Here is a 19241-nt window from a genome sequence, read left to right on the forward strand (position 1 = left end):
GAGCAGGGATTGAGTGGAAAAGCGGGCAGGGGCGGCGCGTCAACGGCTTGCAGTTTCTTTCCGGATGGCATCGATGGTCCGCGACACGATTGCATCAATGCCTAACCGACCAAGTTCGACACTCGAGTGCCGCGGATCACCGCCATAGACGCCATCTGCCGGCCCCAGCTTCGGGCCGCTGCGCAGGTGTTCGAGCCTGACCATCCGCGGTTCGACCGCCAGCTGGAGCGACGTATCCGCGAGTCCGGCATGGGTGCCGATTTCGGCATCGCTCACGCCGTGTTGCCGCAGGATCTGCGAGTAGCCGTCCGAACTGGTGCCGTAGTATTCCGGCGGCACGAATGCGCGGGCGCCCGATCCAGCCCATGTCTTGTTGAGCTGGGCCACGACGCGTTTGATGCCGTTCTGGTAGCCGCCGTGATCGCCGAGAAAAACGATGTTCGTGAATCCATGGACCTTGAAGCTATTTGCGGCGGATGCCAGCGTCTTTTCGAATGCGTCGTCCGGCACGGTGATCGTGCCGGGAAAGCGCATATGCGAGGTTGCTGGAGCGTAGCCTCCCTCGGGCACATAGGCGATGACCGGCGCGACGATCGCGTTGCCCAGTCCTTGCGCGATGCGCTGCGACAGTACCTTGACTCGCGCATTGTGCTTGCCGAGCGCAACGTCAGGCCCGCTTTGCTCGGTTCCGCCAATCGGGATGATGATGGTGGTCTTGCCGGAGTGAATCTCGTCGCGTAACTCGGTCCAGGTCAGCTCCTCCAGCTGGACCGTTGAGGGTGTCTGCGCCATGGCAACCTGTGCTGCAGCCAATACTACGGCGGACGCGAACGCTAGTCGAAGGGGTAGGCGCATAAAGATCCCGTGCAAAAAAGTGGCTGTCCTGATATGACAAAGGCGGTTGTGAGTGTGCGCTCAGGAGTCTGGTGTCCAGCTTCGGATCCTCGTTCAGGTTCGTGGTGACCATGAATGGAGAAACGCACTTGCTCAGCGGCTTCGCCAGGGGTAACGACATTGATGCACTTCACACGAGGTGCGATTGCGGCCAGCATCTGTAGGCCGCCGCACGGATCTCTTGCTCCAGGCGTTGCTTCGGCTGTCCAGTTGCTGATGCGCAATATCGAATGACGATGAATGCGGCGGCGCGCGCAGCGCTAATCGCATGTGCCCGTGGCGTACGTTAGACCAATCAGCTTACGTCAAAACAACGGATTGTCGCGTACGCAATTGTCAATGCACGATCCAGGACAAAGCTACCCAAAATTGATGCTCAATTCAATTTTGGGCGGCGGTCTGGGGGTCGTGCACATCTACCCTGCGAGCATGATCGGCTGCCGGCCTTTCCTTATGAGGTTCCCGACTGCTGTCCCGTGAGACTGGACGCCGGCACGACCGGCGTGTCGTGCGAACGAACCAGACCAAGCACCATCATCGAGCCGCCGGCCAGGACTGCCGGAATGCCGACGAGCAGAAACAGCGCAGGCATGGTCAGGCCCATCGCCAGCATCGTGCCGCCGGCGAGCGAACCGACGACCGAACCCATCCGGCCGATGCCATTCGCCTAGCTTACGCCCGTTGCGCGACAGTCGGTCGGATAGAACGCGGCCGACAGCGCGTTGGCACCGACCTGCGAGCCCGACACGCAAAACCCCGCGCAGAACACCGCCGCGCCCGCCAGCCACGGCGTGGCGGTCAGACTGCCGATAGCGGCGGTAAACACGCCAGCCGCCGCATAGCTCACCGCCAGCACCCGATGCGGATTGATGCGGTCCATCAGCCAGCCGAGGACGATTGCGCCAAGCGTTCCACCAACCTGAAACATCGCGGTGACGAGCGCAGCAGTCCGCAGCGATATCCCCGTGTTGCGCAGCACCGTCGGCAGCCAGCTCGACAGCAGATAGATGACGAGCAGGCTCATGAAAAACGTCAGCCATAGCAGCAACGTGCCGCGCAGCAGATCCGGGCGAAACAGTCGTCCGACCGTAGAGCCGGCATGCTTCGTCTGAGTTTGCGTCGCGGTGAACGTGGCGCCTGACAGATCTTCGTGAGCTGAGATGCGCATCAGGATGCGCACGACCTGTTGCCGCCGCCGTCCGGTTACCGCGAGATACCGCACCGACTCCGGCAGCAGCCAGGCGAGCAAGGGCAACATCAGCAGCGGCGCGACGCCACCCGCAAGCAACACCGCACGCCAGCCGTAGTGCTCGATCAATGCCGCCGCGACCAGGCCGCCGAGCGCGGAACCGACCGTAAAGCCGCAGAACATCGTCGTGACAAGGAAGGAGCGCCGCGCACTGGGGCAGTATTCGGATGTCAGCGTGATCGCGTTCGGCATCGCGCCGCCCAGCCCGAGACCGGTCAGAAAGCGCAGCCAGATCAACTCGTTCAGCGAGCCGGACCATGCCGACGCCGCGCTCGCGATACCAAAGCACAGCACGCAGATCAGCAGCACGCGCTTGCGCCCGAAACGGTCCGCGAACGGTCCGATCAGCAGCGCACCTGCCATCAGCCCGGCAAGCCCGGCGCCGAAGACCGGCGCGAGCTGGGTCGGGATGAGTTGCCATTGCGAGCGGATCACCGGTGCGATGAAGCCGATCGCCGCGGTGTCGAAACCGTCGATCGCGACGATCAGAAAACACAGCACCACGATCGTCACCTGAAACGGCGAAACGCGATTGCGGTCGATGAACGCGGTGATATCGACAGACTGTTGATGTTGATTGGCCATGTTGTCTCCTCCTGATTTTTTTCTGCGCTTTTATGACGGGTTATGCGCTTGCTATCGGTTCGCCGGCCGGCCGGTTAGACGACGCCTTTCAGGCAGTCCTCGGCACGCCAGCCGTGCAACCACTGCAGCGCGTCGTAGAACTGCTGCTGCGTGCGGCCCACCCACAGCGAGTTGCGCACCAGGCGCTCGACGCCTTTCGCGTGATAGAGCCGTCCCATTTCCCGCGCCGAATACAGCACGCGTGCGGTGCGCGGAATGCGCGCCTTGTCGTAGAGCGCGAAGGCCGCTTCGAAGTTGCCGCCGGTGGCCGCCACCGCTGCGCCGAGGGTGACCGCATCCTCCAGCGCCTGGCAGGCGCCCTGGGCCAGGTATTGGGTCATCGGATGAGCTGCGTCGCCAAGCACCGTCGCGCGTCCGAAGCTCCAGCGCTCGACCGGATCGCGGTCCGCCGTGGCCCACCGTTTCCATGACGTCGGGCGATCGAGCATCTGATGCGGCAGCGGATGGATGCCCTCGAAGTACGACAGCACTTCTTCCTTGCTGCCTTCGCGCACGCCCCATTGCTCCTGTTCACGGCTGTGGAAGGTGACGACGAGGTTGTATTGCTGCCCGCCGCGCAGCGGGTAGTGCACCAGATGGCAATGCGGGCCTGCCCATACCACTGGCGCGTTGATCTGCAGATCTTCCGGCATGTTCTGTACGTCGACCACGGCGCGATAGACGACGTGTCCGGTCACATGGTGTTCGTCGCCGATCAGCGCCTGGCGGATCGCCGACTTCACGCCGTCGCAACCGATGACCGCGTCGGCGCGATACCGCTCGCCGTGCTGATCCGTGACCGTGACGCCGGTTTCGTCCTGGGCGAGCGCACGCACCTGGGTGTTGGTGCGGAACTGGATGAGCGGATTGAGCTGCACCGCTTCGAATATCGACAGATGGATGTCGGCACGATGAATCACCGCATACGGATTGCCGAAACGCTGACGATACGGTTCGCCGACGTCGATGCGCGCGACTTCGGTGGCGTCGAGCGCGTCTTTCATCAGCATGTGGTCGGTGAATACTGCGCGGCTGCGGGCGGCTTCGCCGACGCCCAATGCGTCGAGCGCGTTGAACGCATTCGCGGCGAGTTGAATGCCGGCGCCGATCTCGCCGATTTCGGCCGCCTGCTCCAGCAGCTGAACGCGGATGCCTTGGCGTGCCAGCGCCAGTGCTGCGGCGAGGCCGCCAATGCCGCCGCCGACGACGATCACGTTGCGCGTCGGTTTGTTTGCTTCACTCATGTTGTCTCCTTTGTCGACCGCAGTTAGCGCTTTAGCGCTTACTGCGGTCCCATGCACAGCAGTCGAGCGCAGTTAGCGCTTTAGCGCTTACTGCGGTCCCATGCACAGCAGTCGAGCGCAGTTAGCGCTTTAGCGCTTACTGCGGTCCCATGCACAGCAGTCGACCGCAGTTAGCGCTTTAGCGCTTACCCCAGACCCCTCTATCAACCAACGTAATCCGGCTGCCGCTGCGGTTGCGCGACTTCAAACGCCGGATGTTCAAGTGCACGCCGATAAATCTCAAGGCTGCGCGGATACGCACTCAAATCGCAGTTCATCCGCAGCGCGTTGGCGATCTGCGGCACGAGACAACAATCGGCCAGCGTCGGCTGGTCACCGAAACACCAGTCGCCTTGACGGTCACGCGCAAGCAACCGCTCGACACCCGCCATCCCTTCGGTGATCCAATGGCGATACCACGCGTCCTTCTGCTCCGGCGACGCGCCGAGCACGTCCTGCAGGTAGCGCAGCACCCGCAGGTTATTCACCGGATGCATATCGCACGAAACCAGATACGCAAGCTCCAGCACCCGAGCCCGCTGATGCGGGTCCAGCGGAATCAAGCGCGGTTCGGGATACACCGCATCCAGGTAGTCGACAATCGCGAGCGACTGCCCAAGCCGGAAATCGCCGTCGACGAGCGCCGGCACCGCTGCCGACGGGTTGATGTGTTCGACGTATTGCGGCTCATGATGCGCGCCGGTACGGATATTGACCGGCAGATAGTCGTAGCTCAGCCCCTTGAGAGCAAGCGCGATACGCACGCGATACGACGTCGAACTGTTGAAGAAACTATGAAGCTGCATTGTCTGACCTGTCCCGGTGTGCTCAGATCACGCGAACCGACAACTCGCCGAGCCGCTCGACGCCAACGGTCATCAGGTCGCCGCGGCTAACTGCGCCGACGCCTTCAGGCGTGCCCGTATAAATGACGTCGCCGGCCTCGAGGCGGAAGAACTTCGACAGATCGGCGACCGTCTCTGCCACAGACCAGATCAGGTGAGACACATCGCTCTTCTGCCTGGTGGCGCCGTTGACCGTGAGCCAGACGCCGCCGTTCTCAAAGTGACCCACGGCGCTCGCCGGATGAATGGGGCCGAGCGGCGCCGACCGGTCGAATGCCTTGCCGATTTCCCACGGCCGGCCCATCTCGCGCATCTTCATCTGCAGATCGCGCCGGGTCATGTCGAGACCCGCCGCGTAGCCCCAGACGTGCTCGAGCGCCTGCTCGAGCGGGATGTCCGAGCCGCCTTTGCCGATTACCGCCACCAGTTCGGCTTCGTAGTGATAGTTCTGCGTCTGCGCCGGGTAGTCGAGTTCCAGCGTTTCGCCGTAGGCGACGGGCACGATCGCGTCGGCCGGTTTGCAGAAGAAGAACGGCGGCTCGCGATCCGGATCGAAGCCCATTTCGCGGGCATGTGCGGCATAGTTGCGGCCGACACAGTAGACGCGTCGTACTGCGAACTGATCGTCGGTACCGACAACAGGAACGGCGACAGGCGCCTCAGGCGGAAAAACAAAAGCCATGGTGATTGACTCACAAGTTCAGGGTAAGGGTGGGAACTGGAGCGCGCCGGTTCGACACGCTCCAGCGCAGTGCTCTTCGCGCGCTCAGATGCGCTCTTCGCGCAACAGGTTCAGCGCGGCGAGCACGGGCCGGTCCGAATAGCTGAAGAGCACGCTCTCGCTGCTTGCCGCGAGTTGCACCGGCTGCCATGACGGGACAACGAAGACGTCGTGCTGCTCGAAGGAAAAGACCGCGTCGCCGATGTGCGCCGTGCCGCGTCCCTCGACGACGCAGTAGACGGTGGAGTCGGTGCTGCGGTAGGTCTTCCCCTGGAAGCCGGGCGGCAGGTACTGCATGAACGTCGCCATGGTCGGCATCGGCCAGCCGCCGGTAGCCGGGTTCACATAGCGCAGCTTCACGCCGTCCCACGCATCGAGTTCGCCGTTGCGGTAGAGGGTGTCCAACGCTTCGCGGCTGCGTGCATACGGGTAGCTGAACACGGGCGAGGTCGGGTCCGTGACGCGGTGGCGGACCGGCACCATGTTGTGGCCGAAGCGCGCAAAGCTGTCGCCTTCGGGGCGCATGACCGGCTGCGTCGCTTCCGGATAGTTCTCCGCAAAGCCGGCGTCCAGCGTGCCGACCAGCGGAATGTCCAGGCCATCCAGCCAGACGACCGGCTCGCCGCCTTCTTCCACCGACGGGTTGCCGTGGTCGTGCCACGTCCAGGACGGCGTGATGATGAAGTCGCCGGGGTGCATCGTCGTGCGTTCGCCGTTCACGGCGGTCCATGCCCCACGGCCTTCGACGATGAAGCGCAGCGCGGACTGCGTATGACGGTGGCTCGGCGCGATCTCACCGGGCAGGATCAACTGCAGGCCGGCATAGAGGTTCGGGGTCATGCTGGACTTGCCCGGCAGTCCAGGGTTTTCCAGCACCAGCACGCGGCGTATCGCTTCCTCGGCGCTGATGACCGCACCAGCCTGCATCACCAGGTCGCGCACTTGCGCGTACTTCCAGATGGCGGCTTGTGCTTGCGGTTTCGGCTGCTTCGGCACGAGGTTGTGCAGGGACTCCCACAACGGCGCCATCCGCTGGCTGGCGATCTGTTCGTAATAGGCCGAGCGTTGCTCGTTCGGGACACTGACGGACATTGATGTCTCCTTGATCTGGCAGCCGGGCGTTTTGCCGTGCCTGCCGGCGTGGTCGATTTTATGCGTCATTTATAGGCTTCCCGGCATGCCATGTAAAATGGCAAAAACATCTAATCCATATGTTTTTTGATATACCTTCGCTGGAGACTCGATGGACTGGACCCACCGCCTGCGTCTGCGGCATCTGCAAGTGCTGCTCAGCCTTGCTGAAACCGGCAATCTCAGCCAGTCAGCGGCCTTGCTGAATACGACGCAGCCCGCGTTGTCAAAATGGCTCAGGGAGCTGGAAGAGGACATGGAGTTGCCGCTGTTCGAACGGCACGCGCGTGGACTGCGACCGACGCCGTACGGCGAATCGCTGATCGAGCACGCGCGGCGCATCGAAGCGAGTCTCGATACCGCACGCGACGACATGCTGGCGTTGCGCGACGGCGGCAGCGGTCTCGTCACGATCGGCACGTCCGGGGTGTCGGCCGCGGATACGGTGCCGCTGGCCGTCGCCCGGCTGTTGCAGCAGATGCCCCGGGCGCAGGTGCGGCTCATCGAAAGCACGATGAACCTGCTGATGCCGCAACTCGTCCGGGGCGAACTGGACATCGTCGTAGGCCGCTCGGCGCCGGGAATCCCAGACCCGCAGATCAGTTCCGAAACGCTCTACACGGAACCGATCAACTTCGTTTCCCGGCCGCAGCATCCGTTGGCGCGCGAGGACGCGCCGGACTGGGACGATCTGCTCGCGTATCCGTGGATCGTCTGGCCGCAAGGCACGCCGGTGCACAACGCATTTCAGACTGCGCTGGCTGCCGCGGGACGGACCATGCCCAGCCATTGTGTGGAGTCGAACTCGTCAATCCTGAATCTGACGTTGTTGAACCATACCGATCTGGTGGGCGTTGCATCGCATCGCGCGGCGCTGCGTTTCGAGCGGCTCAACCTGCTGTGCATTTTGCCGATCGAACTGGCGGGTTTCGGCTCGGTGTCGATGTACTGGCGGCCGGAAAGTGTCAAACGGCTGGCAGTTGCGGTTGCCGTGGAGAGCTTGCGGGCTTGCGCCGAGGCCAAATAGCGTCCTATAGCCGGACGGATTGGTCAATAGAGAAGTGTGCTCTGTTGATCAATAGCGGCTGCCGTTCGATACTCGGCTCATCGTCCCTTCGCTCACACGATCATGGCAACGCGGATTATGGGCGCAGACCAATTCGCCGCCGATCTTCGTTGGCTCACGCGCGGAACCGCTCGAAGTGCCGGGCGGGGCCGCCGTATCCGGATGGATGGGATGCCGCGAAGTCCGGTCGTACAGAACGCCGGGCTGACAGGGACGGGGTGTAGCGGAGTGCTCGACCGCGTGATCGTCACAGGGAACGAGGCGCCTCCCGGTCGGGAGTGTGTGAGATGAGACTCCAGCTCCTGCCCGAGCCTGCCGGGATGATCCCGGAAATGGCATACGAAGCACATGCGAGTCTGAAGGAGGCCTGATATGGCGAACGCCGATCTGGTAGTACTTGGGGGCGTCGGCGTACTCGCGCTGATCTGCCTGGTCGTGTGCGGTGTGTACGTGTACTGGAGCAGCGATAGATACCGCGATCGCAAGCGGCGAGTCGAGACACGCAAAAGCGGCACTCAGGCGATCGGTCGGAATGACGAACAGGTTTCGGGAGCTGAGGCGACTATGGGCACGCAACTGAGCTATCGCTGCAAGACCTCACTGTATCGGGCCGTGTTCGGTAACAGCCACGACGAAAGCGTGGTGTTCCTGATTGCCGCCAGCCGCGACGATGCGCGACAGCGAGCAACTGGCGCGCTGGCTGTTATCCATGGCGCCGCGGCCCCTGAGGTGCCTCTCTGCAAACTGGCCTCGTTCCGCGAGTTGGTCGATATCGGCGTCAGCGAGGATGAGGATTTGCGCATATTCGAAATGGCCTGGAAAGGTACGGACGTCAGTGCCTGGGCCGAGCACCCGCTTTTCCTGACCGACGACTCTACCTTGCTAGGCAAGTGGGCCGAGTTATACGCGGACCTTGCGCGGGAGTTGGCTATTGGCGCGATCGACCGGGCGCGGGGTTAGCTGCCAGGTAGGGTGTCGGAATAAATCACGACTTCCCGGTTATCCTGGGAGCGTGACGAGCTCGGCGACGGGCCTTGTGCTGGATTGTGTGCGGCATCGCGGCCGCGGCGTAAGCCAATGTCGAGCACGAGCTCCCGTTGCTCGGCGCTGGTGTCCTCCCCAGAAGCCTCTTCTGCCTCGGCGCAAGGCCGAGCCGCAATGCGGAATCAGTCGCTCGCTGCATCGACCACCCGCAACCGCAGCTGACGCAGCTCCCATTGTTGCCGCCAGCGCTTGACCCGAGCCACGACGATTGCTGCAATGATCATTGCAGCACTACTCAGACCCATCTGTCCAAATGTTCGCGCGCAGTAAGTAACGCACTCATCACCTTACCGAGCAACGGAGTCCTGAAGGACCACACGCCCGATGGCGCCACCTGCATGCGCATGGCTTGACATGAATATACCTAGCGAGGTATATAAGAACAATGGAATCGACATTCGCCATCATCGCCGAGCCGAGCCGCCGCGCCATCCTGAGTCTGCTCGCAGCCTCCGAGCAGTCCGTGGGTGAAATCGAGGAGAAGCTCAAGCTCTCGCAGCCCTCGGTTTCAAAGCACCTGCGAGTGCTGCGAGAGGCCGGCTTCGTGGAAGCGCGCGTCGATGCGCAGCGGCGTCTATACCGGATCAAACCGGAACCGCTGATGGAGATAGACGCCTGGCTCGCTCCGTTCCGCCGATTCTGGTCGGTCCACCTCGACGCTCTCGAGCGCCATCTCGATCAGATGGATTCTGTACCACGCCGCAAGGGGAAGAAACGATGAGCAACCGTGACGAATACATGCCGGGCCCGGCCGCCGGCGCCGAAGTCAGAAAGGATGGAGAAAAGTGGACACTCGTGCTCGTGCGCGAACTGCGCCATCCGCCGGAGAAAGTCTGGAAAGCATTGACCGACCCGGCCAGTCTGCGTGAATGGGCGCCCTTCGATGCCGACCGGAGTCTCGCTTCGGTCGGCCCCGTCAAGCTTTCGACAGTCGGAACGCCGACGCCGCAGATCTCGGAGACGCAAGTGACGCGCGCCGACGCGCCGAAGCTGCTCGAGTACCGCTGGGGCGACAATGATCTTCGATGGAAGCTTGACCCGCTCAGCGACGGCACGCGTCTCACGCTCTGGCACAACATCGATCGCGGCTTCATCTCGATGGGTGCAGCCGGCTGGCACATCTGCCTCGACGTGCTCGATCGGTTCGTTGCCGATGAGCCGATCGGACGTATCGTCGGTGGCGAAGCGATGAAATTCGATTGGCCGCGCCTGAACGCCGAGTACGCGAAGCGATTTGGTCTTTGAAGCCGGAGCGCGGCGAAGGCGAGGGTGCGGTGAAGAAGGTGACGACGCCCAACTCCCCGAGCGCAGGGAAGGGCTTGCCTCGAATTCCGGAAGAGTCTGGAAACTTAGGAGGACAACATGAAAAAGTCGGATTCGACCGACGGCCAGCCGGCATCCGAGCTGATCGACAACAGAATCGCCGAGCTTGGAGACTGGCGCGGGGAGACCTTGAGCAGGATGCGCACGCTCATCAAGGAGGCGGACCCGGATGTCGTGGAGGAGTGGAAGTGGATGGGCACGCCCACCTGGTCGCACGACGGGATCATCTGCACCGGCGAGTCGTACAAGTCGGTCGTGAAGCTGACCTTCGCGAAGGGTGCGTCGTTGAAGGACCCGTCGAGGCTCTTCAACGCGAGCCTCGACGGCAATGTCAGGCGCGCGATTGACATCCACGAAGGGGAGGAGGTCGACGCGGGCGCGTTCAAGACGCTCATCCGTGCGGCGATCGCCGTCAATACGTCCGGCGCAAAGGCAAAGTCAGGGCGAGCAAGGTAGGTTACGGCACGTGAGCGACGCCCCGCTGCCCGAAGCGCCCCGTAAATGGACGCACTTCGAGCAACGCAGCGCTTGCCTGTGCCGGCTTAGTCAGTCGGGGATCTCGGGCTCGACCAGCTTCGCCAGCTGAACCAGCGACTCCTGCCAGCCGAGATAGCACATCTCCACAGGAATGACCTCGGGCACGCCTTCCTGCACGATCGCGAGTTCGGTTCCGCAGGACACCTGCCGCAATGAAATGGTGGCGTGCATCTGGCCAGGCAGGTTCGGGTCGTCGAACCGGTCGGAGTAGCGGATTTTCTCGAACGGCACCAGTTCGTCGTACTCGCCGCCGAACGAGTGGCTATGGCCGGTGCTGAAGTTGCGGAAAGACATCTTGTAGGTGCCGCCGACGCGGGCATCCATGTGGTGCACCTGGCAGGTGAACCCGTACGGAGGCAGCCACTTCGCTATCGCATCGGGTTCGAGGAAGGCCCGATAGATGCGCTCGGGAGTGGCGCGCAAGACGCGGTGGAGACGAATGGTTCCGGTAGTCATGATGTGCTCGCCTTTCACTGGAGAAGTTGGATGTACTTCTACGACGAATCGGTAGCGCGGGTATCGACATCGTTGCGGCTAGGGAAAACCCATGGGTGTCGATGGGTCTCATCCGCTATTTAGCACGGGTTTTCACCACGCGTGCAGGTTCGTCTGCTTTGCTGCGACTTTGGTCGTGCGCCGGCGCTATTTCAGTCGCTGGAAACTTGCAGGCGCAGGTGGCACGACGGTGTGTCGAAATGCGCCACGCGCATGGTGCGACGATCGTGTCTTATCAGGATCAGGATCTCGTGTACACGGACCTGATCGCCGGCCGTATCGACGCATCGCTGCAGAACGCTGTGCAGGCCGACGTCGGTTTCCTGGGGACGCCGCGAGGCAAGGACTTCAGTTTTGCCGGCAATGCGCTTTACGATGCGAAGACGCTCGGCAGCGGCACGGCGATCGGTTTGCGCAAGGAAGATACCGACCTGAAGGCGAAGATCGACAAGGCGATCGCCGACGCGCGTGCGGACGGCACGTACGACAGGATCGCGAAAAAGTATTTCGACTTCGACGTCTACGGCCAGTGAAGCCGGCCCGGCTCACGCGATCGAGCGGCGAGCCGGGCGCCGGGAATCGGAATGGAATGGGGAAACGAATTAAACATATTGGCTGCTCCGATCCCCTCACCAGCATACATCCCCAATGCGTCGGCGCGGCACGCGAGCCTATCCCATGGAAAGGTTTGTGTAATGTTGATCGCGCCTCGTATGCGTGGGCGTCCGGGCTGCAATCTGACCGCTCCGAACCTGCGCTATGACCTGATGCTCAATTCATTCGATACGCAATGGCCGATGGTATATGTTGAATGAGTGGCATCCGGTCTTTCAGGCCAGGAGACAAGTCACGTCCGCGAACGACAGGATACGTGAAACATCAGAACAATTCGGCGCAGCGTTCAGCGTGATGGCCGCCTCGCACGCGCAGCCGTCTGTCGCGTAGCTGGCACCACGAGAGCGCCAAACTGGAGTGAGACATGAGCCAGTCAGTTTCCGCCGTGCCCGACGCGGGCCATTCCGGCGGGAGCGGGCATCACCGTCCGGCGATGCCCGCACTCGCGCTTGCGGCGTTGGGCGTCGTGTATGGAGACATCGGCACCAGCCCGTTGTATACGCTGCAGACGGTGTTCGATCCAGCCAACGGGCTGTCGCTCAATGCGCTGAACGTGGTCGGCATCGTGTCGCTGATCGTCTGGTCGCTGATCGTCGTCGTCTCGCTCAAATACGTGGCGTTGATTCTGCGCGCGAACAATCATGGCGAGGGCGGCATCATGGCACTGCTGGCGCTGGCCGCGTCGTCGGTCGTTACGCGGCCGCGCTTGCGCCGTACGTTGCTGGGTGTCGGCATCATGGGCGCGGCGCTCTTCTATGGCGACAGTGTGATCACGCCGGCGATCTCGGTGCTGAGCGCGGTCGAAGGACTGGAGGTCGCCGCGCCGTTTCTGAAGACCTGTGTGATCCCAGTGACGCTCGCGGCGCTGGTCACGTTGTTCCTGATGCAGAAGCGCGGCACAGCCGGTATCGGTATCGTGTTCGGGCCGGTGATGGTGCTCTGGTTCATCGTGCTTGCCGTGGTGGGCGTCATCAACATGATGCGGGCGCCCGTGATACTGATCGCGCTCGATCCGCTCACAGGGCTGGCGTTTTGCCTCCATCACAGGTGGCTGGCCTTCGTTGCGCTGGGTGCCGTCGTTTTGTCGTTGACAGGCGCGGAAGCGCTGTATGCCGACATGGGCCATTTCGGCGCCGGGCCGATCCGGCTGACGTGGTTCGGCCTGGTGTTTCCCGCGCTCGCGTTGAACTATCTGGGGCAGGGCGCGTTGCTGCTTGCCGAGCCAGGCGCGCTGCAGAATCCGTTCTACAGAATGTTCCCGCAATGGGCGCTGTATCCGATGATTGCGCTGTCGACGGTCGCGACCGTGATCGCATCCCAAGCCGTGATCTCCGGTACGTATTCGATGACGAAGCAGGCGATGCAGCTCGGGTTCCTGCCGCGCATGAACGTCGTCTACACGTCGGCAAGGGAAATGGGGCAAATCTACGTACCCGGAATCAACTGGACGTTACTGGCTGCCGTCGTGGCCGCAGTGGTCGGCTTCGGCTCATCGACGGCGCTCGGCTCCGCGTATGGTATCGCCGTCACTGGCACGATGCTGATCACGACACTCCTGACGTTCTTCGTGATTCGCTACGCCTGGCATTACAACTGGCTGCTTTGCGTGTTTGCGACCGGATTCTTTTTCGTGATCGACGCGTCGTTCTTCTCCGCGAACTTGCTGAAGATCATGCAGGGCGGCTGGTTCCCGCTTCTGGTCGGGCTGATTATCTACACGATCATGGCGACCTGGGGGCGAGGCTGGGAGATGATGCGTGCCGAAGCGCGCGTGAGGGCCGGGACGCTGCCACTCAAGCCCTATCTGGCGACGCTGCTGGCCGGCGCACCGCCGCGAGTCGGCGGCACGGCGATCTTTCTGTCGGCCGAACCTGACGGCGTGCCGCATTCGCTGATCAACAATCTGATGCACAACCGCGTGCTACACAAACGCGTCGTTTTCGTGACTGTGAACAACAAGGAGATACCGTGGGTTCCCGAGAGTGAGCGCGTGAGCGTGCACCCTCTGGACTCGGACTGCTATCAGATCACGATCACGTATGGTTTCATGGATGAAGTCGATTTGCCACGCGCACTTAATATCTGCAAGGCGTATGGCCTCAGCTTCGAGCCGGCGGAGACTTCCTATTTCCTTAGCCGCGCGACCGTGGTGCCTACGCGTGACAGTGGCATGGCAATGTGGCGCGAGCGTCTGTTCTCGGTCATGCTGCACAACGTCGGCAACGTCGCGGCCTATCTCAAGCTGCCAGCCCATCGGGTGATCGAACTGGGCGCGCGCGTGGAAATCTGAGGTACCGACCGAGTCCATCGCACAATCGGCCGTTGTGAACGCTCGCGAACGTCGTCGACCCGGCGTTCCGCCAGGCATCATCAGAGCGTGAGTCTGAATCCATAAACCTGTAGCCCCTGCTGGGAAAAGTCGAGGTCTTCGGAACGCGCGAAACCCAGCTTCTCATACATACCCCAGGCGAGCTGCATGGCCTTGGTTGTGTGGAGGATCACCTGCGAATGCCCGCTTTGGCGAGCAAGCTCGATGCACGCAAGTGTCAGCGCCTTGCCTGCCCCCGTGTTGCGAAACGCGGGATCGACGCCTGGCAGGCGAATCCCTGACGCGTTTTGCACCGAGGTTGCAGTTCCGCCCGATCCATATTGAGCCATATCGCCGAAGTAGACGACGCCGCCCATGAGCTCGTCGCGTTCGGACAAGGCCACTAGAACTCGCGCGCCTGGCTTCTCTGTGAACCGCGCGATGCCGTCGAGCATGTGCTCTGGAAATACAGTGCTTCCAGCTTGATACGGTATCCCGATCAATAGCAAATACTCATCCGCAGCCCATTTGCACCAGAACGCACGAGAGCCGTCACCGGAACTGCCGCTGCTCACGATGTCACGTTACGATGTGTTGGTGAAACGGAGGGCGGCCCATGCAAACTTGCAGTCACGCAAGGCACGCCGCGACGAACAGCCGTCAACGCGTTTGCCGATAGCTTGCCGATATACTGAAATGGCGCAACAAGGACTCACGGACCTTCCCAAAGACGGCTACCGGATTTGACGCCGCGCTTCCTGTGCAGCATTTGCAAGCGCATTGAACCGACAACTCTCACGGAGGTATCGCCATGAAATGCCGCGTGCTGTCACTGTCGCTGCTGCTGCCACTCGCCTTTGCAGCCTGTTCGCAAACACCGCCGGCGACAGGTTCCGCCTCTTCAACCGCCACTGCCACCAGCACAGCCGCGGCGACCGACACCAGCCTGCTCGGCCAGTATCACTGGCAGCTCAACAACGCCACCGACAGCGCAGGCAAGCGCATCGACGCGTTGTTCGTCCGCGCGGGCCAGCCGGTGCAGCTGGATTTCAGCGCTGACCGGCTGAACGTGGTCAACAGCTGCAACGTCATGGGCGGCGGCTACAGCATCACGAGCGGGCGCCTGCAGATGGGCCCGATGATCCGCACCATGATGGCCTGTCCGGATGCCGCCCTCGCGGCGCTCGACGACGCCATCGCCCAGCGCCTGCAAGGCAGCCTCAAACTGGGCCTGCAATCCGGCGGCAACGCCCCGCACCTGCAACTGGTCACGGACCGTGGCGACACGTTGAGTTTCACTGGCGTGCCCACCGCGCAGACGCGGTTCGGCGGCCCCGGAGAAACGGCATTCCTGGAAGTGGCCGCGCAAACCGTGCCATGCAGTCATCCACTGATTCCCGGCAAGGAGTGCCTGCTGGTGCGCGAACGCCACTTCGACGAGCAAGGTCTGCCTGCCGGCACGCCTGGCGCATGGCAACCGCTGTATCAGAACATCGAGGGTTATACCCACACGCCGGCCATCCGCAACGTCCTGCGCGTGAAGCGCTACGCGGTCAAAAACCCGCCGGCCGACGCGCCTTCCACCGCTTACGTGCTGGACCTCGTGGTCGAGTCGGAAAAGGTCTCGAAGTGAGCGCGCTCTGGCAATTCCGATGACGATGAGGTTCAGCCGTGAAGCGCAACCGCTATGCGGATGAGCCTCATCGACCCGCGGCGACAGGGAGCGCGACGCGTTGCAGCACGGACATCGGGCCGAGCCTTTTGACGACTTCCAACTGCGCTTCGTCGCGCACGAAGAGCGATCCGGCAAACCCCAGCGCATTCACTGAAATGCCCTCGACGCATTCCGAATGTCTGGGGACGAGCAGCATCCATCGGCGGGTGACCAGCAAGTTGTACGGCGCCGACTGATGCAGTTCGCCATCCACCTCGACTGCGCTCAGGCCGGCAGCTGCGAGCAACGCGTGGTAGCAATCGAGCGCGGCGTGTGCCGGATGCCGCGAGCCGGCTGGAGCCAGTTCCAGACGGGCGAACGCGTGCAGAAAGGGCAGGCCGGGCACCGTGCCGATCGGCTCATCCATGCAGTCAGGCTCAAGAACCGATTCAATGGGCAGCGGCGGGCCTGCTTCGCCGAGCGGCAGCGGCACGATCTGCAAATGCTTGTGCCGTTGACTCGCGCCGGATTCCGCGCCGCCATTGTAGAAGCCCAGGCCGTCGAATTCCGGCATGGCCGCGGTCAACGCGGCAAAGTCCGCCAACTCGAGCAGCGCTTCCTGCGGTTTGAAGCAACGCGTGACGATCAGCAGATGATGGTCGATGACGTTGTACTTGTTGAGCAAGGCGACGTGAGTGTCCGAGAGATCGGCCACGAAGAGGTCGGGGTCGTAAGGAAGGAACGGATTCACCGCGCTGCGCGTGCCTGCCTCGGCCTTGTGCGTCTGCCGGGCTTTCTCCTTGCGTGCGAGGCTGGAGACCTGGCGCACGACAAAGCCTATGCCGCGTTCTTCGAGCACCGTCTGAACTGTCTCGATCGGCCGCAGTGCGCCGCGCTGCAGCGCATGCTCGGTCTGACGCAGTATGGCCGGCCACAGGGTGCCGGGCCGCAGGCGTAAATGTTCCATGGTGCGATGGACACGCGGGCCGCGCGAAAAGCCAATGCACCTACGCTTTGTACCCGATGGCGCGCAACAGATCCTTACGCCATTGAACGTCCTCCCCGGTTTCGACGCCGAGCGGCGGGAGCCCGTCAACCACACCCAGGATGCCGCGCCCCTGGTCGGTCTCGGCAACCAGAACCTGGGTGGGGTTTGCGGTCGCACAGAATATCCGGCATACCTCCGGCACAGCCTTTACCGCGTTCAGAACATTGACCGGGTAAAAGCCGTCGCCGAGAAAAATCACGAAGCTGTGGCCCGCACCGATGGCCGTGGCATTCTGGCAGGCCAACTCGACCAGGCCGGCGTCGGTGCCGGACCGGCGCACCAGGCGCTTGCCTGATGCTTCACAAAACGCCAGGCCAAACTTGATGCCCGGAACCGTACCGACCATTGCCTCGTGCAGATCCTCGACAGATTTGATGAAGTGGCTTTGCCCCAGGATGAAGTTCATCTCTTCAGGTTTGACGATAGTTACCGTAAGCAGCTGCATATCGAACCTCGCTCGGTGCCGCAGGAATAGTGGGGAGTGACGGCTTTCGCCAGCAGGTGAACGTTGGTTCACGTTTCGCCGGACGGCGATCGCCTTGGCCGTACATAATCAAGCCTAGTACGAACCGCGCACGCATGCCTGTGCATTCCTGCACTAGAATTGACTTTTCACCCTACCGTACCGGCCAGCGCTGGCGAGTCATAGCGGTGCTGCCAGGCGGATTCGTGTTGGAGAACTACAAATGCCGACTTACCAATATCGTTGCGAGAAGTGCGGCCATCTGTTCGAGCACGCCGAACATCTCGCCGAACACCAGAGCGCCCAACCGCGTTGCCCGAAGTGCGGAAGCGAGACGTGTCAGCACGTACCGACGCCATTCATCGCCAGGACGACGAAAAAGAGCTGATAGCTTGCGGCGCGCCAATCTGTTCATGGAGTGGATGATTAACTGCCGGCACTGACCCCTGGCGTCCGGACGGTGGATTCCATGTGAACTCCACGTGAACTCAGCAGCCCACGGACCCCATGAGTCGTCTAGTCGTCGTCTCGAATCGCACTGCCGATCCTCGCAAGCCCGCGGCCGGCGGACTCGCGGTAGCGTTAAGGGAGAGCCTGCAGCAGACCGGCGGGCTCTGGTTTGGCTGGAGTGGCAAGATCCTCGAAGCGGCGGATGCCGCAACAGCCGGCCATGGCGAAGTTCATGTGCAGACGGCCGGCGACGTCACGCTGGCGACACTCGATCTGAGCCGCGAAGACCACGACACCTACTACCTGGGCTATGCCAACGATGTCTTGTGGCCGGTATTCCACTACCGGCTGGATCTGGCCAATTTCGACACGCGATTCGCCGCGGGCTATCGGCGGGTCAACCAGTTATTCGCCTACAGGTTGCTGCCGCTGCTGAAGCCGGACGATCTCATCTGGGTTCACGACTATCAGCTGATCCCTCTCGCGGCGGAGTTGCGCGCGATGGGATGTGAGAACCGTATCGGCTTCTTCCTGCATATTCCGATGCCGCCGCCGCTGATCATGGCCGCGATTCCGGAACACGAATGGCTGATGCGCTCGCTGTTTGCCTACGATCTGGTGGGCTTCCAGAGCGACGCCGACCTCACGCATTTTTCTCACTACGTCGAATCGGAAGCGCAGGCACAACGGTTGAGTCCGGATCGCCTGCGGGCCTTCAATCGAACGTTGCGGGTCGGCGCCTATCCGATCGGCATCGACGTCGACGATTTCATTCGTCTTGCCGACTCGAAGGACGGGCGCGACATGTTCGTGCGGATGCGCGAGGAGTATTCGCGGCGGCGGTTGCTGGTGGGCGTCGATCGGCTGGACTACTCGAAGGGGTTGCCGCAACGCGTCCATGCGTTCCGCGAACTGCTGACCTTCTACCCGGAAAACCGCGATAGTGCGACGCTGATCCAGATCGCGTCGCCGAGCCGGGAGGACGTCGGCGCCTACGACGATCTGCGGCGTCAAATGGATAGCCTGTGCGGTGCGATCAATGGCGACTTCGGTGAACTGGACTGGATGCCGGTGCGCTACATTCATCGCAACGTGGCCCGCAAGCGATTGCCGGGTCTGTACCGCGCGAGTCGGGTGGCGCTCGTCACGCCGTTGCGCGACGGCATGAACCTGGTCGCGAAAGAATTCATCGCCGCACAGGACTCCACCGACCCGGGCATGCTGGTGTTGTCGCGCTTTGCAGGCGCCGCGGAGCAATTGAAGGAAGCGCTGCTTGTTAACCCCTACGACACGCAGGGAACCGCGCAGGCCATCCAGCGGGCGCTAACGATGTCGCTCGACGAGCGGATCAACCGGCATGAAGCGCTGCTGCAGCGAATCCGCAAGTTCGATGTGCACTGGTGGAGTTCGACGTATCTGCAAGCGTTGGACGATTGCGGGCAGCAGGAAGAGGCGGCGACCGGCATGCGCCGTACGTCGCGCTGAACACCG

Annotated in this window: 19 protein-coding genes and 1 pseudogene; 10 read left to right on the top strand and 10 right to left on the bottom strand. The window is 62.4% G+C overall.

Annotation, left to right across the window (positions count from 1 at the left end; all coding sequences use genetic code 11):
- Nucleotides 1-39: 39 nt before the first annotated feature.
- The 6 genes and pseudogenes from HV744_RS23575 to gtdA form a co-directional block, all read right to left on the bottom strand.
- Nucleotides 40-855, bottom strand: a complete 816-nt coding sequence (locus tag HV744_RS23575) for a creatininase family protein (protein ID WP_175151807.1) — start codon at nucleotides 853-855, stop codon at nucleotides 40-42.
- A 490-nt stretch (nucleotides 856-1345) separates the two neighbouring features.
- Nucleotides 1346-2728: pseudogene (locus HV744_RS23580) on the bottom strand (MFS transporter).
- 74 nt (nucleotides 2729-2802) lie between these two features.
- On the bottom strand, nucleotides 2803-4011 hold the full coding sequence (locus tag HV744_RS23585; RefSeq protein ID WP_175151808.1) for a 3-hydroxybenzoate 6-monooxygenase: 1209 nt from the start codon (nucleotides 4009-4011) through the stop codon (nucleotides 2803-2805).
- 203 nt (nucleotides 4012-4214) lie between these two features.
- On the bottom strand, nucleotides 4215-4856 hold the full coding sequence (gene maiA, locus HV744_RS23590) for a maleylacetoacetate isomerase (protein ID WP_175151809.1): 642 nt from the start codon (nucleotides 4854-4856) through the stop codon (nucleotides 4215-4217).
- Nucleotides 4857-4878: 22 nt separating this feature from the next.
- The gene (locus HV744_RS23595) at nucleotides 4879-5577 is read right to left on the bottom strand and encodes a fumarylacetoacetate hydrolase family protein (RefSeq protein ID WP_175151810.1); all 699 of its coding nucleotides are present in this window, start codon (nucleotides 5575-5577) and stop codon (nucleotides 4879-4881) included.
- A gap of 84 nt (nucleotides 5578-5661) precedes the next feature.
- On the bottom strand, nucleotides 5662-6708 hold the full coding sequence (gene gtdA / locus HV744_RS23600) for a gentisate 1,2-dioxygenase (RefSeq protein ID WP_175151811.1): 1047 nt from the start codon (nucleotides 6706-6708) through the stop codon (nucleotides 5662-5664).
- A gap of 151 nt (nucleotides 6709-6859) precedes the next feature.
- On the opposite strand from gtdA, the gene HV744_RS23605 reads away from it, so the two are divergent.
- From HV744_RS23605 to HV744_RS23625, 5 genes are all read left to right on the top strand, one after another.
- Entirely contained in the window at nucleotides 6860-7774 is a 915-nt protein-coding gene (locus tag HV744_RS23605; RefSeq protein ID WP_175151812.1) for a LysR substrate-binding domain-containing protein, read from the top strand.
- A gap of 411 nt (nucleotides 7775-8185) precedes the next feature.
- Entirely contained in the window at nucleotides 8186-8773 is a 588-nt protein-coding gene (locus HV744_RS23610) for a hypothetical protein (protein WP_175151813.1), read from the top strand.
- 469 nt (nucleotides 8774-9242) lie between these two features.
- Nucleotides 9243-9578, top strand: coding sequence for an ArsR/SmtB family transcription factor (locus tag HV744_RS23615; protein ID WP_175151814.1), 336 nt, complete (start codon nucleotides 9243-9245; stop codon nucleotides 9576-9578).
- Entirely contained in the window at nucleotides 9575-10102 is a 528-nt protein-coding gene (locus tag HV744_RS23620; RefSeq protein ID WP_175151815.1) for an SRPBCC family protein, read from the top strand. Before HV744_RS23615 ends, HV744_RS23620 begins: the two co-directional genes overlap by 4 nt.
- A gap of 117 nt (nucleotides 10103-10219) precedes the next feature.
- Nucleotides 10220-10636, top strand: a complete 417-nt coding sequence (locus tag HV744_RS23625) for a DUF1801 domain-containing protein (RefSeq protein WP_175151816.1) — start codon at nucleotides 10220-10222, stop codon at nucleotides 10634-10636.
- Nucleotides 10637-10726: 90 nt separating this feature from the next.
- Here HV744_RS23625 and HV744_RS23630 read toward each other — a convergent pair whose 3' ends face one another.
- On the bottom strand, nucleotides 10727-11173 hold the full coding sequence (locus tag HV744_RS23630) for an SRPBCC family protein (protein ID WP_175151817.1): 447 nt from the start codon (nucleotides 11171-11173) through the stop codon (nucleotides 10727-10729).
- Nucleotides 11174-11274: 101 nt separating this feature from the next.
- Here HV744_RS23630 and HV744_RS23635 point away from each other — a divergent pair, with 101 nt between their 5' ends.
- Nucleotides 11275-11745: a transporter substrate-binding domain-containing protein gene (locus tag HV744_RS23635; RefSeq protein ID WP_281363668.1), complete on the top strand. Its 471-nt coding sequence runs from the start codon at nucleotides 11275-11277 to the stop codon at nucleotides 11743-11745.
- Between the two features lie 446 nt (nucleotides 11746-12191).
- Nucleotides 12192-14117 carry a potassium transporter Kup gene (locus HV744_RS23640; RefSeq protein WP_175151818.1) on the top strand — a complete coding sequence of 642 codons (1926 nt, stop codon included), beginning with the start codon at nucleotides 12192-12194 and terminating at the stop codon, nucleotides 14115-14117.
- Between the two features lie 80 nt (nucleotides 14118-14197).
- Here HV744_RS23640 and HV744_RS23645 read toward each other — a convergent pair whose 3' ends face one another.
- On the bottom strand, nucleotides 14198-14710 hold the full coding sequence (locus HV744_RS23645; RefSeq protein WP_246279166.1) for a GNAT family N-acetyltransferase: 513 nt from the start codon (nucleotides 14708-14710) through the stop codon (nucleotides 14198-14200).
- Between the two features lie 236 nt (nucleotides 14711-14946).
- On the opposite strand from HV744_RS23645, the gene HV744_RS23650 reads away from it, so the two are divergent.
- Nucleotides 14947-15768 (top strand): DUF4377 domain-containing protein, encoded by an 822-nt coding sequence (locus HV744_RS23650; protein ID WP_175151819.1) that lies wholly within the window; start codon nucleotides 14947-14949, stop codon nucleotides 15766-15768.
- 67 nt (nucleotides 15769-15835) lie between these two features.
- On the opposite strand, the gene HV744_RS23655 is transcribed toward HV744_RS23650, so the two are convergent.
- Both HV744_RS23655 and HV744_RS23660 read right to left on the bottom strand, forming a co-directional pair.
- Entirely contained in the window at nucleotides 15836-16756 is a 921-nt protein-coding gene (locus HV744_RS23655) for an ATP adenylyltransferase family protein (RefSeq protein ID WP_175151820.1), read from the bottom strand.
- A 40-nt stretch (nucleotides 16757-16796) separates the two neighbouring features.
- Nucleotides 16797-17282 (bottom strand): adenosine-specific kinase, encoded by a 486-nt coding sequence (locus HV744_RS23660; protein WP_175151821.1) that lies wholly within the window; start codon nucleotides 17280-17282, stop codon nucleotides 16797-16799.
- 241 nt (nucleotides 17283-17523) lie between these two features.
- On the opposite strand from HV744_RS23660, the gene HV744_RS23665 reads away from it, so the two are divergent.
- Nucleotides 17524-17688 carry an FmdB family zinc ribbon protein gene (locus HV744_RS23665; RefSeq protein WP_175151822.1) on the top strand — a complete coding sequence of 55 codons (165 nt, stop codon included), beginning with the start codon at nucleotides 17524-17526 and terminating at the stop codon, nucleotides 17686-17688.
- 119 nt (nucleotides 17689-17807) lie between these two features.
- Complete coding sequence (gene otsA / locus HV744_RS23670; protein ID WP_175151823.1) at nucleotides 17808-19235, top strand: alpha,alpha-trehalose-phosphate synthase (UDP-forming); 1428 nt, start codon at nucleotides 17808-17810, stop codon at nucleotides 19233-19235.
- The last annotated feature ends 6 nt before the right edge of the window (nucleotides 19236-19241 follow it).

This window comes from Paraburkholderia ultramafica, from assembly GCF_902859915.1.
In the GTDB taxonomy this organism is placed as follows: Bacteria; Pseudomonadota; Gammaproteobacteria; order Burkholderiales; family Burkholderiaceae; genus Paraburkholderia; species Paraburkholderia ultramafica.

What these genes read in the sequence shown, in the direction of transcription:
- HV744_RS23630 (WP_175151817.1), bottom strand. Translation starts at nt 11,173, where the DNA reads ATGACTACCGGAACCATTCGTCTCCACCGCGTCTTGCGCGCCACTCCC.
- HV744_RS23660 (WP_175151821.1), bottom strand. Translation starts at nt 17,282, where the DNA reads ATGCAGCTGCTTACGGTAACTATCGTCAAACCTGAAGAGATGAACTTC.
- HV744_RS23635 (WP_281363668.1), top strand. Translation starts at nt 11,275, where the DNA reads ATGGGTCTCATCCGCTATTTAGCACGGGTTTTCACCACGCGTGCAGGT.
- maiA (WP_175151809.1), bottom strand. Translation starts at nt 4,856, where the DNA reads ATGCAGCTTCATAGTTTCTTCAACAGTTCGACGTCGTATCGCGTGCGT.
- HV744_RS23585 (WP_175151808.1), bottom strand. Translation starts at nt 4,011, where the DNA reads ATGAGTGAAGCAAACAAACCGACGCGCAACGTGATCGTCGTCGGCGGC.
- otsA (WP_175151823.1), top strand. Translation starts at nt 17,808, where the DNA reads ATGAGTCGTCTAGTCGTCGTCTCGAATCGCACTGCCGATCCTCGCAAG.
- HV744_RS23610 (WP_175151813.1), top strand. Translation starts at nt 8,186, where the DNA reads ATGGCGAACGCCGATCTGGTAGTACTTGGGGGCGTCGGCGTACTCGCG.
- HV744_RS23575 (WP_175151807.1), bottom strand. Translation starts at nt 855, where the DNA reads ATGCGCCTACCCCTTCGACTAGCGTTCGCGTCCGCCGTAGTATTGGCT.
- HV744_RS23595 (WP_175151810.1), bottom strand. Translation starts at nt 5,577, where the DNA reads ATGGCTTTTGTTTTTCCGCCTGAGGCGCCTGTCGCCGTTCCTGTTGTC.
- HV744_RS23650 (WP_175151819.1), top strand. Translation starts at nt 14,947, where the DNA reads ATGAAATGCCGCGTGCTGTCACTGTCGCTGCTGCTGCCACTCGCCTTT.
- HV744_RS23605 (WP_175151812.1), top strand. Translation starts at nt 6,860, where the DNA reads ATGGACTGGACCCACCGCCTGCGTCTGCGGCATCTGCAAGTGCTGCTC.
- HV744_RS23640 (WP_175151818.1), top strand. Translation starts at nt 12,192, where the DNA reads ATGAGCCAGTCAGTTTCCGCCGTGCCCGACGCGGGCCATTCCGGCGGG.
- HV744_RS23665 (WP_175151822.1), top strand. Translation starts at nt 17,524, where the DNA reads ATGCCGACTTACCAATATCGTTGCGAGAAGTGCGGCCATCTGTTCGAG.
- HV744_RS23625 (WP_175151816.1), top strand. Translation starts at nt 10,220, where the DNA reads ATGAAAAAGTCGGATTCGACCGACGGCCAGCCGGCATCCGAGCTGATC.
- gtdA (WP_175151811.1), bottom strand. Translation starts at nt 6,708, where the DNA reads ATGTCCGTCAGTGTCCCGAACGAGCAACGCTCGGCCTATTACGAACAG.
- HV744_RS23620 (WP_175151815.1), top strand. Translation starts at nt 9,575, where the DNA reads ATGAGCAACCGTGACGAATACATGCCGGGCCCGGCCGCCGGCGCCGAA.
- HV744_RS23655 (WP_175151820.1), bottom strand. Translation starts at nt 16,756, where the DNA reads ATGGAACATTTACGCCTGCGGCCCGGCACCCTGTGGCCGGCCATACTG.
- HV744_RS23615 (WP_175151814.1), top strand. Translation starts at nt 9,243, where the DNA reads ATGGAATCGACATTCGCCATCATCGCCGAGCCGAGCCGCCGCGCCATC.